Genomic DNA, 15020 nt, shown 5'->3' with positions numbered 1-15020 from the left:
GCCGGGCAGGTAGTCTGCGCCCATGACGCAGATTCCCACCCGGATCACCGACTGGTTCACCGCCAAAGGTTGGTCGATCCACCCTCATCAGCAACAGATGTTCGACCGGGCTGCCGATTCGGCAACGCTGCTGATTGCGCCGACGGGTGGGGGTAAGACCATGGCCGGATTTCTGCCGACTCTGGCGCAGTTGGCCGATGGCGCGCATAGCGGTCTGCACACGATCTATGTCTCGCCCCTAAAAGCGCTGGCCGCCGATATCCGCCGCAACCTGCGCGGCCCTGCTGACGAAATGGGCCTGCCCATCCGGATCGAGGACCGCACTGGCGACACCTCGGCTACGCAGAAGAAACGTCAGCGCGTGGACCCGCCGCATATCTTGCTGACGACGCCGGAAAGTCTTGCTCTGCTGACCTCGTATGAGGACGCGCCGCGCATGTTTGCGGGGGTGCAGCGGGTGATCATCGACGAAATTCACGCGCTGGCCGAAAGCAAGCGCGGTGATCAGTTGATGCTGGCGCTTGCGCGTTTGCAATCATTGTGCCCTGATCTGCGCCGGGTGGGTCTGTCGGCCACGGTCGAAGACCCGCAGGCCATCGCGCGCTTTCTGGCACGCCACCCTGACCCCTGCCAGATCGTGCAGGCCGATCCAGGTCCGGACCCCGACATTCGGATGCTGGAAACGCAGGAGCTGCCGCCTTGGGCCGGGGGCGGTGCCGCCTATGCCATCCCCGCTGTGCTGGAGCAGATCAAACAGCACAAGACCACGCTGATCTTTCACAACACCCGCGCGCAAGCCGAGATATTCTTTCACAATCTCTGGCTGGCCAATGACGATGCGTTGCCCATCGGTATCCATCACGGCAGCCTTGACCGGCAACAGCGCGAGCGGGTCGAGGCCGCCATGGTACGCGGCGATCTGCGCGCCATCGTCTGCACCGGCAGCCTTGATCTGGGCATCGATTGGGGCGACGTGGACCTTGTGATCCAGATCGGTGCGCCGAAGAACGTCAAACGGCTGGTCCAGCGGATCGGGCGGGCCAATCACCGATACAACGCGCCCTCCAAGGCCCTACTGGTGCCGGCCAACCGGTTCGAGGTGGTAGAATGCGTCGCAGCGCTTGAGGCCGCCCGCGCGCATGATCTGGACGGAGAGCCACGCGGCGCAGGCCCCCGTGACGTGCTGTGCCAACATATCCTGATCGCGGCGGCGGCGGGGCCGTTTGATGCGGATACGCTCTATTCCGAAATGACAACCGCCGGGCCTTTTGCCGATCTCAGCCGCATGCAGTTCGATGATTGTCTGGAGTTTTGCGCCACCGGCGGCTACGCCCTGCGCGCCTATGACCGCTGGCAGCGGCTGCAACAGCGCCCTGACGGTCTATGGCAACTGCGTGATCCCCGTGCCGCGCAGCGTATCCGCATGAACCTTGGCACCATTCAGGACACCGATACGCTGAAAGTGCGCCTGAAACGCAGTCGGGGCGGCAGGCCACTGGGCGAGGTCGAAGAGGCCTTTGCCGCCTCGCTGACCCCCGGCGATACCTTCCTGATCGGCGGTCAGATCGTGCGCTATGAGGGGCTGCGCGAGATGACGGTCGAGGTCAGCCGCCGCGCGGACAAAAAGCCCAAGATCGCCACCTTCTCGGGCACCAAATTTGCCACCTCAACCCAGTTGAGCGATCGTATTCTGCGCATGTTCGCGCAACCTGACTGGCCGCAACTGCCCGCGCATACGGCCGAGTGGCTGACGCTCCAGCGGCAGGTCTCGCGCCTGCCCAACCGCGACAGGCTGCTAATCGAAAGCTTTCCCGATAATGGGCGCGAACACCTCTGCGTCTACGGTTTTGCGGGTCGCAACGCGCAGCAAACACTGGGCTTGTTGCTGACAAAACGGATGGAAGAAACCGGCCTTGCCCCCTTGGGCTTCGTCGCGACCGACTACGCAACGTTGATTTGGGGGTTGGATGCCGTAACGGACCCCCGCCCACTGTTTCAACTAGAGGCACTGCGCAATGGGCTTGAAACTTGGTTGGCCGGGAACGCCGTTATGAAGCGAACCTTCCGGGCCTCAGCCACTATTGCAGGGCTAATCGAACGCAACACGGGCGGACAACGCAAAAGCGGTCGTCAGGCAACGTTTTCTTCGGATATTTTGTACGACACATTGCTGAAATACGACCCCGATCACCTGCTGATGCAAATTACCCGTGAAGAAGCCATGCGAGGCCTGGTCGACTTCGGGCGGATCGAAGCCATGATTGCGCGAATCGGCGACCAGATCGACTTGAAACGGCTGAACCGGGTGTCACCCCTTGCGGCACCGCTGTTTCTTGAGGTTGGAAAGGTCCCAGTCAAAGGATCAGCCGAAGAGCGCCTGCTGGCCGAAGAGAGCGCGCGTTTGCTGCAAGAGGCGGGCTTGGAATCACTTGCCTCGGGCGCGTAAACAAGCAAAGAACGTACCATGAACGAATTGTCGTTTTCCTTCGCCGGTCATGACCTGCGCGCACTTGGAACCGGGGCTTTGTGGTGGCCGGAAGAAAGCCTTCTATGCGTTTCGGATTTGCATCTGGGAAAGGCAGAACGCATCGCACGGCGAGGAGGCGCTTCACTACCGCCCTACGACACGCTGGACACGCTGGTACGGTTAGCAAACGATGTGGAATACACCAAAGCAACCACAGTGATTTGCCTTGGTGACAGCTTTGACGACCTAGATGCGGCCTCGGCCCTTGGAAATCGGGAAAAGCTGCAAATCGCGGCGTTGCAAGCCGGTCGGACCTGGATTTGGATCGAAGGCAACCACGACCCCGGCCCGGTCGAATTGGGTGGCAGCCATCTGGCTGAGCACAAGCTGCGATCGCTTGTGTTCCGACACATAGCCCTACCGGACGGTCAAGCAGAGGTTTCCGGTCACTACCACCCCAAGGCACGGTTCCGGCTGCGCGGACGAACAATCACGCGTGCTGCGTTTCTGGTCGACGAAACGCGCCTACTGTTGCCCGCGTATGGTACATACACCGGCGGTCTATACAGCTCTGACGAAGCGCTAAAAGGACTAATGAGCGACCGCGCTATGGCGATTCTAACGGGCCAATCCCCGCAGATGATCCCGATGCCTCGCTGAGGCGTTTAGATCACGCCGTCTTTTTCAAGTATGGGTTTGTACTTGCGACTGACTGGGACCAGTTCGCCATTTGTCAGGCGTAGAAAAGTTTTTCCGTGACTCTTTTCAATCCCGGTCACAGCAGCGTCGACCACCCAGTGCGAGCGGTGGGTGCAATGCCCACGCTCGGGCTCCATCTCGGCAATGGCATCGGTAAACCTTGATCGGATGGTGAAAAGTCCCTCGGTGGTGACGACGTCAACGGAATGATCCCGGACTGCCAAACGCAGAACCTGCCCCGTGAACTCTTGCGGCAATCGTCTGTAAAGTCGTGGCGCAAAGCGGTTGATGTCATGATCCGTAGGAGACTGAACCGGAGCCCGCCGGATGATCAACAACCCGGTCGTAAACAAAGCTCCGTAAGAAACCACTGACAGAACGTCTGGTGCCTGCTGCCCACCAGCCGAGAAGACAAGCAAGGTCATCAACCACAGCGAAGGAACGAACAGCGCAAAAGCAACAAACGTAAAAGCAAGATCCCACCCCGTGAAAGAGGTTTCAGCGAACCATTTCTTCAGCAGTTGTCGCGCCGCCCATGTCACCCCCAAAGCCAAGGCTGTGACCCCGGTCCAAAATATCAGGCGCAAGGAAAAGCTCAGATCCATATTCTGGAACGGTTGAAATGCAATGGCCATTAAGGGCAGGAAAATCGCACCGGCAACCACCCGGCGCATCGTAAACTCGGCAACCAATGAGCTTAGTTTATTCGGCATGACAGCTCAGATACTCTCTCCTGTTTCCAGTCGAGCATGACACTCAAGCGCCTAACTCGCTGAGATCATAGGTTTATCATCGTTCTCGCCATATTCAAACCCTGCCAGATTAAGTTTCGTTGATTGTTCCGTGAAACAATCGGGCCGGTAAGTGTTTCCACTCCCGGCCCGTCGTATTCTTTGGATTGCGCGGATCGTACGCGCTAGACGGTCAGCCCTTCAGGTTCCGGCAGGCTGTTTGCACGGCAGCAGGCGGTCAGGGTGTTGGCCAGCAGGCAGGCGATGGTCATCGGACCGACACCACCCGGAACCGGGGTGATTGCGCCTGCACGCTCGGCCGCACTGGCATAATCCACGTCACCGACCAGCTTGTTCTTACCGTCACGCTCAATCCGGTTGATGCCTACGTCGATTACGGTTGCGCCTTCTTTGATCCAGTCGCCCGGCACCATTTCAGGGCGGCCAACGGCGGCGACGACGATGTCGGCCCGGCGCACAACGTCTGGCAAGTCCTTGGTGCGCGAATGCGCGATGGTCACGGTACAGCTGTCACCCAGCAGCAGCTGCGCCATCGGCTTGCCCACGATATTCGAACGGCCAATAACCACCGCGCCCATCCCCGACAGCGACCCGTGGTAGTCACGCAGCATCATCAGGCAGCCCAGCGGGGTGCAGGGCACCATCGATTTTTGACCGGTGCCTAGCAGACCTACGTTCGAGATATGGAAGCCGTCCACATCCTTGGCCGGGTCGATCGAGTTGATCACAAGGTCTTCATTCAGGTGCTTGGGCAGCGGCAGCTGGACCAGAATACCGTGTACGGCCGGGTCGTTGTTCAGCTTGTCGATCAGCGCCAGCAGATCTTCTTCCGAGGTCTCGACATCCAGCTTATGCTCGTACGAGTTCATGCCGACCTCGACGGTCTGTTTGCCTTTCGAGCGCACATAGACCTGGCTGGCCGGGTCTTCACCAACCAGAACTACGGCCAGACCGGGCGTGATACCACTTTGCTCTTTCAGCTTCGCAACCTGATCCGCCACCTGCGCGCGCACTTTCGCCGCAAAAGCTTTACCGTCGATAACCTCGGCTACCATCCTGTCATCCCTTCTATCAAAAACGGATCAGGCGCCTGAAACGCCCGATCAGTCGGCGCCGAGCACACGTTCCTCGCGTGCGATCGACCAATCAATCAATATGCGCCACAGCCGTTCGGCCAGGTCCGGGTCCATACCCAGATCGTCCGAACTTGCGCGCACGCGCTGCACCACTTCCTCGACACGGTCTGGGATGCGGGCGGGCAGCCCCTCGGCAGGTTTCAACTGCGAGGCGCGGTCGATATATCCCGCACGCATCACCAACATCTCGATCAGTTGGCGGTCCAGCTTGTCGATCTGAACCCGCAGTTCCTGCATTGAATGACAGTCCTGCGGAGGTGTCAGAGTGGGCATGTTCGTCTCCTCATGGCCCGGGGATATCCCCGGACCACGAGATGTCTTATTTGGGGGCTTAGAACAAGCCCTCGATCTCGCCTGCGTCGTTAAGGCAGATGGTTTCCGCGGCCGGTTTGCGGGGCAGACCGGGCATGGTCATGATCTCACCACAGACAACCACGATGAAGCCGGCACCAGCGGACAGGCGGACTTCACGCACCGGGACCGAGTGGCCGGTGGGCGCACCGCGCAGGGTCGGATCGGTCGAGAACGAGTACTGGGTTTTCGCCATGCAGACCGGCAGGTTGCCATAGCCCGCGTCTTCCCACTCGCGCAGTTGGTTACGGATTTTGTTGTCGGCCAGAACCTCATCGGCGCGGTAGATGCGCTTGGCGATGGTTTCAACCTTCTCGAACAGCGGCATGTCATCGGGGTAGATCGGCGCGAAGTTAGCAGTGCCACCTTCAACGATTTCCACGACTTTTTCGGCCAGCGGTGCCGAGCCTTCCGAGCCCAGTTCCCAGTGACGTGACAGAACCGCTTCGACTCCGTGATCGGCGCAATACTTCTTGACCGCATCAACTTCGGCATCAGTGTCGGTGACAAAATGGTTGATGGCGACAACAACAGGCACACCGAAGGATTTCACGTTCTCGATGTGGCGACCCAGGTTAGCGCAGCCGGACTGAACCGCTTCGACGTTTTCTGCGCCCAAGTCAGCCTTGGCGACGCCGCCGTTCATCTTCATCGCGCGTACGGTGGCAACCAGCACCACTGCAGACGGGGCAATTCCCGCCTTGCGGCACTTGATGTTCATGAACTTCTCGGCACCCAGGTCGGCCCCAAAACCTGCTTCGGTGACGACATAGTCAGCCACTTTCAGCGCGGTCTTGGTCGCGATGACCGAGTTACAGCCGTGCGCGATGTTCGCGAAGGGGCCGCCATGGACGAAGGCCGGGTTGTTTTCCAGTGTTTGCACCAGGTTCGGCTGCATCGCGTCTTTCAGCAGAACGGTCATTGCGCCTTCGGCTTTGATGTCGCGGCAGTAAACCGGGGTCTTGTCGCGGCGGTAAGCAACGATGATGTCGCCCAGACGCTTTTCCAGATCTTTCAGGTCGTTGGCCAGGCACAGGATCGCCATAACTTCGGACGCAACGGTGATGTCAAAGCCAGCCTCACGCGGGAAACCGTTCGACACGCCGCCCAGCGAGGCGGTGATCTGACGCAGCGCGCGGTCGTTCATGTCGACCACACGACGCCATGCAACGCGGCGAATGTCGATGTCGCACTCGTTACCCCAATAGATGTGGTTGTCGATCATCGCCGACAGCAGCGAGTGGGCCGAGGTGATGGCATGGAAGTCACCAGTGAAGTGCAGGTTCATCTCTTCCATCGGAACAACCTGTGCGTAACCGCCGCCTGCAGCGCCGCCCTTCATGCCGAAGTTCGGGCCTAGCGAGGCTTCGCGGATACAGATCATCGCGTTCTTGCCAATGCGGTTCAGACCGTCGCCCAGACCAACGGTGGTGGTGGTCTTGCCTTCACCCGCAGGGGTCGGGTTGATCGCGGTGACAAGGATCAGCTTGCCGTCTTCGCGGTCTTGAACCGAGTTGATGAAGTCCTGGCTGACCTTCGCCTTGTCGTGGCCATAGGGCAGCAGATCGGCGGATTCGATGCCGATCTTGGCACCGATTTCCTGAATCGGCTTCTTATTCGCTTCGCGGGCGATTTCGATGTCGGATTTATAGCTCATTGGGCAGGGTCCCTGATTGAATGCCGTGCAAAACCGACGCAGGGCGTCGGCGCTGGTCAACCCATACCGTCGTGTACCGTGGCGACAGATGTGGATTCCGACATAATCATGTCTTGAAACGGCGTAGCGTCACTTACAGGGTGGCGTCACGTAACTTTGATCGTTTCGCATCGGAAAGCCTGTGTCTTAAGGTGCCCAAGCGCGCTGATCGGGAACAAACAACGTCAGGGAATCACCCAAGCTCAGAACTCCGGGGCGTTCGACCCAAGCCGTCACACCGCGCCGTCCCTGCGCGGCAGGCTTGAAAGCGGCACCGTGACCGGGCAGATCGGCTTCGACCTCGCGTCCCGGTATCACACAGGGGCGGTTCTCCATGTCGATCGTGATCGTTACTCCATCAGGCCCTTGCAGGCGCGATGACGGAGGCACATGGGTGAAGTCGGGGATACCCTTCAACAGGATACTGACCCCAAGATAGGACGGATCGAGCGTGTCCAACCCCATCTCGGCCGCAGTTTCCTGCATTTCCTCTTGGGACAACACCGAGAGCTGCCGTACATTTCGGATTTCCGTGCCCTTCGGATAGATGTTTGTCATTCGCACACAGGACGCGCGGTTTTCCCCCTCGTGTCGCTCTCCTGCAACCCCCGCGAACCCAAGAGACAATGAGGCCGCGGCCTCGGCCCTGATGGAGGCCCCAGTCGGCACCTGACCAAGCCAGACAACTTCGGCCGTGAATTCCGTTTTGCGCAAGACCGGCATCGTCTCTCTCCTTCGCTCTGTTCCAGCCGCTACTAGAATGCAGGCACCCGGGAAAGAAAAGAAAAACCCGGGTCTTAGCCCGGGTTTTTGAATTATGCCGTCGGTTCCGGCTCCATCCCGCCATCGGGTGGAGATTTTTTGACCTTGGTCTTTGGGATAGCCGTCACGCTGGGTGCGCTGCCTTCGTCCGGCTTGTCACTTTCGTCATCATCTTCGGTTGGTTTGTCACCGTTCATGACGCGCTTGATCTCATCGCCGGTCAGGGTCTCATACTCCAGCAGACCTTGGGCCAGACGCTCCCATTCCTCGTTCTTGTCGGTCAGGATTTGGTGAGCGCGCTCATACCCTTGCTGGATCAGGCGCTTTACCTCTTCCTCGATCAGCTCTTTGGTATGGGCCGAGACCGAGAAACCTGCGGTGTTGCCCTGATAGCCCTCATGCGCTTCGGCATAGTCGATATTGCCAACCTTGTCCGACATGCCCCAGCGCATCACCATCGCGCGCGCCAATTGACTGGCCTGCATGATGTCGCCGGCAGGGCCGTTCGAGACGTGATCTTCACCATACTTGATGACCTCGGCGGCTTTACCGGCCATGGTCATGGCCAGCTTTTGCTCGCACTCATCGCGGTGATAGTTCAGGCGATCCATTTCCGGCAGCGACACAACCATACCCAGCGCACCACCGCGCGGAATGATCGTCGCCTTATAGACCGGATCGCAAAGCGGCAGTTCCAAACCAACCACAGCGTGGCCGGACTCGTGATACGCGGTCTTTTCCTTCTGGTCCTGCGTCAGCACCATGCTGCGGCGCTCGGCCCCCATCATCACCTTGTCTTTAGCGTTCTCGAAGTCTTCCATGGTGACAAAGCGACGGCCTACACGCGCGGCCATCAGAGCGGCCTCATTCACTAGGTTCGCCAGATCGGCACCCGAGAAACCCGGTGTCCCCCGCGCGATGATGCGCAGATCGACATCGGGGCCCAGAGGCGTCTTGCGCGCATGCACGCCCAAGATCTTCTCCCGGCCTTTAATGTCCGGGTTGCCGACGGTCACGTTGCGGTCAAACCGGCCCGGACGCAGCAGCGCGGGGTCCAACACGTCCTTACGGTTGGTAGCCGCCAGAATGATAACACCTTCGTTGGCCTCGAACCCGTCCATCTCGACCAGCAACTGGTTGAGCGTTTGTTCGCGCTCGTCATTGCCGCCGCCATAACCGGCACCACGATGGCGGCCCACGGCGTCAATCTCGTCGATAAACACGATACAAGGTGCGTTTTTCTTGGCCTGTTCGAACATGTCGCGCACACGGGACGCACCAACACCCACGAACATCTCGACAAAGTCCGAGCCTGAGATGGTGAAGAAGGGCACGCCTGCCTCACCTGCAATCGCACGGGCCAACAGTGTCTTACCAGTACCCGGAGGGCCAACTAGCAGCGCGCCTTTTGGGATCTTGCCGCCCAGACGGCTGAACTTCTGCGGGTTGCGCAGGAATTCTACGATCTCTTCCAGCTCTTCCTTGGCCTCGTCGATACCGGCCACGTCGTCAAAGGTCACGCGGCCATGTTTTTCGGTCAGCATCTTAGCCTTGGACTTGCCAAAGCCCATCGCGCCGCCTTTGCCGCCGCCCTGCATCCGGTTCATGAAGTAGACCCAGACGCCGATCAACAGCAGGAACGGCAGCAGAGTAATCAGGAAGGACTGGAAACCCGACTGCTGCTGTTTGACCGCCTGCACAGGGATGTTTTCATCGATCAGCAGTTTTGTGACTTCGGCGTCAGCTGGCTTGATGGTCACATAATTTGCGCCGCTTTGCGTGGTATAGCGAATCTGTTCACCATCCAGCGTAACGTTTTTGACTTCACCGCTCTGCGCGGCGGCCACGAAATCGGAATAGGTTCTTTCATTGCTCTGAAGCGTTCCACCCGGTCCGCTGAACAAATTGAACAGTGCAAGGATCAGCAAAAACAGAACGACCCAGAAGGCGATGTTACGAGCGTTGCCCAAGGAAAATCTCCCAAAAGATTTCGGCGGATGCGTGTCCGCCGGGTTGCTTCTTAAAATAGAGAGGATTCAAGCAGGTTCAATGCGATAAAAACGAAGAGTGAAAGTCGGGCCATTTCGACACGATTTCTGCGCGCCATCCGTTGCCAAAACCGGCCAATGGGGCCGAAATTAACACATCTTTGTGCCAAATCGCGGGCGAGGCGACTAAAGCCGCACGTGGTTTTCCAAGATCACGCCAACCTGAAACCTGCGCGATGCCATGTTCACCAAGTGGTTTTACTTGCAAATCGCTTCCGGAGGGGCCGGACAGAATCCAGCGTTTATCCCAAGTCTGGTCGGGATCGCATGTTTCGTACGAAATCGCGTTTAGTTCTCGACAAATCCATGTTTTCTGCGCTTTTGTAACAAGAACACAGCCCCCTAGTGTTGCCCCGTTTCGCTGTTTGATCGCATGAAGGGCGACATCTACCGCTGATTGGCGCGGCGGGTAGTCACCTCCCGCAATCCATCGGATGCAGCCAATCAACAAACGGCGCTGAATCTCTTGGGGCAGAGCATCAAAGCCCTCGCGATCCAAACAGACATCACCGGACACCGGAACCAACACCTTGGCAGCGGATTCCTGCGTAAAGTGATCCAAGGCATCACGGGCTTGTGCAAGATTATCAGCAACCCGTGCCAAAGACTCGACCGTTATGCCGATTTCACCAAGCCCGACCAACCCATCACGGGCTTTGACACGATCAAAACGACGATCCTGATTCGAAGGATCTTCGATCCATTCGACCCCGATCTCGGTCAGGTATTCCCGCAGGGTCTGCCGGGTGATCTTCAGCATCGGACGCAACAGGACAAACCCGTCACGATTGCGAACAGTCGACATGCCGGACAGACCGGTAACACCTGCCGCGCGACCCAAACGCATCAGAAAGGTCTCGGCCTGATCATCCGCAGTATGACCCAAAGCAACCGCACCGATCTGGTTTCGCCGCGCCCAGTCCGTCAGCAAATCGTACCGTGCGCGACGCGCTTGATCCTGAAGGTTTCCCGATTTTTTCCAACCGTGCCACTCCAGAATGTCATGCGACACACCCATAGACTTTGCGTGGTCCGAAACCCACAGCGCCTCGGTCGCTGCTTCCGCGCGCAGATGGTGGTTTACTGTCGCCGCACGCAGTTCAATACCTTCGGCATGAGCGAGATCATTCATCAGATGCAACAAGGCGACTGAGTCGCCTCCGCCCGATACGGCAACGCCTAGTCGAGAAGGCAACCGTTCAGGCAAACCTGCACGAATCTCGGATCGTAACCTGTCGGCAAGTGCGCTCAAGGACAGCCCAGCGAGGTCATTTCCTGCGTTGCGCTAGTCGCTGCAGAAGAGGCGGGAAACCGCACCCCGACTTCCCCAAGCGTGATGCACGCCTGATCCCGCTGCCCAAGACGCCCAAGGGCCGAGCCAAGTTCAAACAACGCTTCGGGCGCAAATGCGCCCTCGGAGTCGCCGGTAAAGCTGGCAAGGAAAGCACGCGCAGCTTCACGCGTGTCGCCCAGGCCCTCAAGCGCGTGCCCGCGCTTCAGATTGGCTTCAGGCGCCAGTGGGCTGCCCGGGTAAGAGACGTCAAAATTGGCAAATTGGTCGGCCGCTGCTTGGAAACTACCTTCAGCCAATGCCTGCGCCGCAGCATCAAAATCCGCCCGTTCACCGATTGCCAGCTCTCCCTGATCAATCGCAACCGGTGCGCTGGGCGAGCTCGGGGCCGCGGTAGCAATCTCGGTGTCCCCTCCAAGGCTCGAGGTCTCTCCTAGCGCGCTCAGGTCACCGCCTTCCAGTTCGACCAGACGGAACTCCAGATCGCCGATGCGGTTGGTGCCGTCGGTAACGATATTCTGCACCCGCTGGTTCAACTGCTCGGTCTGGCGGGTCAGGCGCTGCAACTCGGCCTCGATCGCGTCCACACGCTCCAATATCGAACTGCCGGACAGGTTCGGTGCCGGAGAGCCCGTTGTCGAAAACTCACGCTTCAGACGCTGGATTTCCACATGCAACACAGTCAGTTCTTGCCGAATATCCGCCAGAGTCTGCTGATCTTGCGCTTGCGCCACGCTGGCGGTGGTCAGAACCGCCGCCAGAACCCATCCTGCAACTTTCATCGCCTTACCCCAGTGTTGACCCGGTCAGCACAGTAACCGCACGGCGGTTCTTGGAATAGCATTCCTCGGTGCTGCAAATCTCGATCGGGCGTTCCTTGCCAAAGCTGACCGTAGTCAAGCGATTGCCTGCCACCCCGCGCGAGATCAGATATTCCCGTGCCGCATTCGCCCGGCGTGCGCCCAATGCGAGGTTATATTCACGGGTGCCTTGTTCATCCGCGTGACCTTCTATGTTCGCCACGAAATCCGGGTTTGCCAGCAACCAATCCGCCTGCCCTTGCAAAACAGTCTGCGCCTGCGGTGTCAGCGTTGATTGGTCGACCGCAAACAACACACGATCGCCGACGGTCTGCTGGAAATAGGCAGGCGAGCGCGGATCACTTGGTGACCCAGCCGCCAATCCACCACCATTCGCGCCATTGCCAAAGCCCCCGCCCAAATCGGATGGATCGTTGCTGGTACAGGCAGCCAGAATGCCAAGCGCGCCCACTGCTACCACTTTGCCCAATACGTTCATTTCAAGTGCCTCGTTGTTTTATCTGTTTATTGCCGCCTGTGTATCACAGCGCGGGTTTATTGTGAACTTTTCCGACCGCCCCCGCGATCAATTCTGCAAAGGCCCCCAGGATGGATCGCTGCCACCATCCGGCGTGCGCACCGGGCGCAGGTTCCGGCCCGAAATATCCACCGAATACAAAGTCGCCCGACCGCTCGCCCCTTGGGTTTCGCGGGTAAACATGATCACCCGGCCATTGGGCGACCATGTCGGCCCTTCGTCCAGAAAAGACGAGGTCAATAGGCGTTCCTCACTGCCATCGGTGCGCATCACGCCGATATGGAACCGGCCTTTGTTCTGCTTGGTAAACGCGATCAGATCGCCGCGCGGAGACCAGACCGGCGTGCCATAACGCCCCTGACCGAAACTGATCCGCGTCGCCTCACCCCCATTTGCGGGCATGATATACAGTTGCGGCGTGCCCGAGCGGTCGCTTTCGAACACGATTTGCGACCCATCTGGCGAATAGCTGGGCGCGGTCTCAATCGCCGGCGTGTTAGTCAAACGCACGCTTTGCCCCGAGGCCAGATCCATCTTCCAAAGATCGGTATTCCCCCCTTGAATCAGCGAATAGACAATCGAGCGTCCATCCGGCGAGAAGCGCGGCGAAAAGCTCATCGTGCCGCCGGGCGTGTTCAGCTCGGTGCGGCGGACACGGTCCACATCCAGCACATAGATGCGCGGCTGGCCGGTTTCATAGCTGGTATAAAGCAACCGATCCCCCGTCGGCGAAAAGCGCGGGGCCAGCACGATGGCGGCACTGTCGGTCAGGTACTGCACGTTTGCACCATCGTAGTCCATTATCGCCAGACGTTTAAGCCGCTGATTCTTGGGACCGCTTTCCGACACAAAGGCCACTCGGCTGTCGAAGTAACCGCCCTCACCCGTCACGCGACTATAGACCTGATCGGCCACCTTATGCGCCATGCGCCGCCAGCCATCTGTAGTGCCTGCGAACTGCAGACCGTTACCAAGCTCCTGCCCGGAAAAAACGTCCCAGACCCGGAAGCGGACCGTCAGCCGATTGCCCGAAACATTCACCGCCCCGGTAACAAGTGCCTCGGCATTGATCGCCTTCCAGTCGGCAAATTGCAGCGGAGCCTCAAAGCTGCTGACCCGGCTGATAAACGCATCGGATGAGATTTCGCGGAACAGCCCGGTGCCGGTGAGGTCCGCTGCGACAACCCGCGTGATATCCTGCGCGTACTGAGCCGCAGCCGGACCGTCGGGCACGAAACTGGGCACCGCGAAGGGCAAGGGTTCGATGATCCCCTGATCCAGTTCCAAGCGCAGCGGTCCGTTCTGGGCATAAACCGGCGCTGTCAAAAGCGTCAGGCCAAGCAACAGGCTGGTCAGAAATCTTATCATTTGATCCGCATCCTCTCGGGATTGAATGTAATCTCAATATCCTGCCAATGCTCATACTTGTCAGCAGGCAGGTCATATCCTCTGGCTCCACAGCGCAAGATAGCACGCCGGGCGGCTTCGTAGGCCTGTCTTGAAGCGCCGGAAGATCCGCCGGAACTCTCGATCAGGCGCAAGCTGCCGCCCACCACATTGCCATCCGGCGAGAGTGAAAACCCGACGACGACCACAGTCTGCAACGCGTCAGTCGACAACGACCCTACATTCCAACACTTGGACACTGCCAAACGCATCGCATCTTTCTCACCGCTGGTCAGTGGCGGGCCCGAGGGTTCGTTGCCCTGCCCCAACGCTTCAGCCAACGCATCCTCGATGGCGCTTTCATCCGCAGGCTGGGGTGCAGGCGTCTCGGGCTCGGCTTCAGGCGCTTCCGCCACCTCGGGCTGCGCCGGAGGGGTCGGTCGGTTTGGCCGAACCTGTGGCCGCGGAGAACTGCGGGGGGCGTATTCCTTGGCTTCCTCGGCCTCGGTCACGATCTCATCTGTCGCCTCTTCGGGGGCGGTTTGATCCTGCTGTTCCTGCTGAACCTCGGCGCCTTCGTCCAAAGACACAGCGGGTGTTTCGATATCATCCGGTGCGGCCTCGGGCGGAGGCGGCGCGACGGGCTCGGGCGCAACCCTGTCCGCAGGGCGTGGCTGTGCTTCGGGTCCCGGCGGTGTTGGCAAGGCAACTACGTCCGGCTCGGGAGGCTCAAGCGTCGGGGGTTGTTCTATCACAACTGGTTCAGGAGGGGGCTCAACCGCTTCGGGAACCGTATCAGGCTCCGGCTCAGCCGGTTCCGATACCTCTGGCACCGGCTGCTCTTCTTCGACCTGTGCGGGGGGCGTTGCATCTTCGACCGGAGCTTCGGGTTGCTGCAAAGCGGCCGGGGTGGCCACTTCGGGCGCGTCCCGTTGGGCGGTCATTGCCGCAAATTGCTCAGCCGAAATCACAGAGACATCCTGTACGGCCATAGGCAAGGGTTCGGACCGGAACGTGCCGCCGAACAAGGCCCATCCGATCAGACTGACATGGGCAATCGCCGAGATCTTGGTGCCGGTATCCACCGTGCCGCC

At 59.4% G+C, this 15020-nt stretch carries 13 protein-coding genes; 2 read left to right on the top strand and 11 right to left on the bottom strand.

The genetic code is table 11. The annotated features are described in order from the left end of the window. Positions 1–22 precede the first annotated feature (22 nt). Positions 23–2446 (top strand): ligase-associated DNA damage response DEXH box helicase, encoded by a 2424-nt coding sequence (locus AC2FNR_RS08270; RefSeq protein ID WP_496848689.1) that lies wholly within the window; start codon positions 23–25, stop codon positions 2444–2446. An 18-nt stretch (positions 2447–2464) separates the two neighbouring features. Continuing rightward, positions 2465–3127, top strand: a complete 663-nt coding sequence (gene pdeM / locus AC2FNR_RS08265) for a ligase-associated DNA damage response endonuclease PdeM (protein WP_496848688.1) — start codon at positions 2465–2467, stop codon at positions 3125–3127. Positions 3128–3132: 5 nt separating this feature from the next. On the opposite strand, the gene AC2FNR_RS08260 is transcribed toward pdeM, so the two are convergent. The 11 genes from AC2FNR_RS08260 to tolA form a co-directional block, all read right to left on the bottom strand. Further along, complete coding sequence (locus AC2FNR_RS08260; RefSeq protein WP_480494299.1) at positions 3133–3879, bottom strand: LytTR family DNA-binding domain-containing protein; 747 nt, start codon at positions 3877–3879, stop codon at positions 3133–3135. A gap of 203 nt (positions 3880–4082) precedes the next feature. Further along, entirely contained in the window at positions 4083–4973 is an 891-nt protein-coding gene (folD, locus tag AC2FNR_RS08255; protein WP_496848686.1) for a bifunctional methylenetetrahydrofolate dehydrogenase/methenyltetrahydrofolate cyclohydrolase FolD, read from the bottom strand. Positions 4974–5021: 48 nt separating this feature from the next. Further along, the gene (locus AC2FNR_RS08250; RefSeq protein WP_170354923.1) at positions 5022–5327 is read right to left on the bottom strand and encodes a chorismate mutase; all 306 of its coding nucleotides are present in this window, start codon (positions 5325–5327) and stop codon (positions 5022–5024) included. 58 nt (positions 5328–5385) lie between these two features. Continuing rightward, the gene (locus tag AC2FNR_RS08245; protein WP_496848684.1) at positions 5386–7062 is read right to left on the bottom strand and encodes a formate--tetrahydrofolate ligase; all 1677 of its coding nucleotides are present in this window, start codon (positions 7060–7062) and stop codon (positions 5386–5388) included. 186 nt (positions 7063–7248) lie between these two features. After that, a complete protein-coding gene (locus AC2FNR_RS08240; protein WP_496848682.1) occupies positions 7249–7824 on the bottom strand; it encodes an MOSC domain-containing protein in 576 nt (191 codons plus the stop codon). A 92-nt stretch (positions 7825–7916) separates the two neighbouring features. Further along, positions 7917–9833 (bottom strand): ATP-dependent zinc metalloprotease FtsH, encoded by a 1917-nt coding sequence (gene ftsH / locus AC2FNR_RS08235; RefSeq protein ID WP_170354920.1) that lies wholly within the window; start codon positions 9831–9833, stop codon positions 7917–7919. Positions 9834–9909: 76 nt separating this feature from the next. Next, the gene (gene tilS / locus AC2FNR_RS08230; RefSeq protein ID WP_496848680.1) at positions 9910–11163 is read right to left on the bottom strand and encodes a tRNA lysidine(34) synthetase TilS; all 1254 of its coding nucleotides are present in this window, start codon (positions 11161–11163) and stop codon (positions 9910–9912) included. After that, on the bottom strand, positions 11160–11984 hold the full coding sequence (gene ybgF, locus AC2FNR_RS08225; RefSeq protein WP_496848678.1) for a tol-pal system protein YbgF: 825 nt from the start codon (positions 11982–11984) through the stop codon (positions 11160–11162). The genes tilS and ybgF overlap by 4 nt, the downstream gene beginning before the upstream one ends. A gap of 4 nt (positions 11985–11988) precedes the next feature. After that, entirely contained in the window at positions 11989–12501 is a 513-nt protein-coding gene (gene pal / locus AC2FNR_RS08220) for a peptidoglycan-associated lipoprotein Pal (protein ID WP_170753731.1), read from the bottom strand. 87 nt (positions 12502–12588) lie between these two features. Further along, the gene (tolB, locus tag AC2FNR_RS08215) at positions 12589–13908 is read right to left on the bottom strand and encodes a Tol-Pal system beta propeller repeat protein TolB (RefSeq protein ID WP_496848676.1); all 1320 of its coding nucleotides are present in this window, start codon (positions 13906–13908) and stop codon (positions 12589–12591) included. Then, positions 13905–15011 carry a cell envelope integrity protein TolA gene (gene tolA, locus AC2FNR_RS08210; RefSeq protein ID WP_496848675.1) on the bottom strand — a complete coding sequence of 369 codons (1107 nt, stop codon included), beginning with the start codon at positions 15009–15011 and terminating at the stop codon, positions 13905–13907. The genes tolB and tolA overlap by 4 nt, the downstream gene beginning before the upstream one ends. Positions 15012–15020 lie beyond the last annotated feature (9 nt).

It is taken from the genome of Ruegeria sp. SATB045 (genome assembly GCF_059613525.1).
This window is presented reverse-complemented; position numbering and strand designations above follow the sequence as displayed.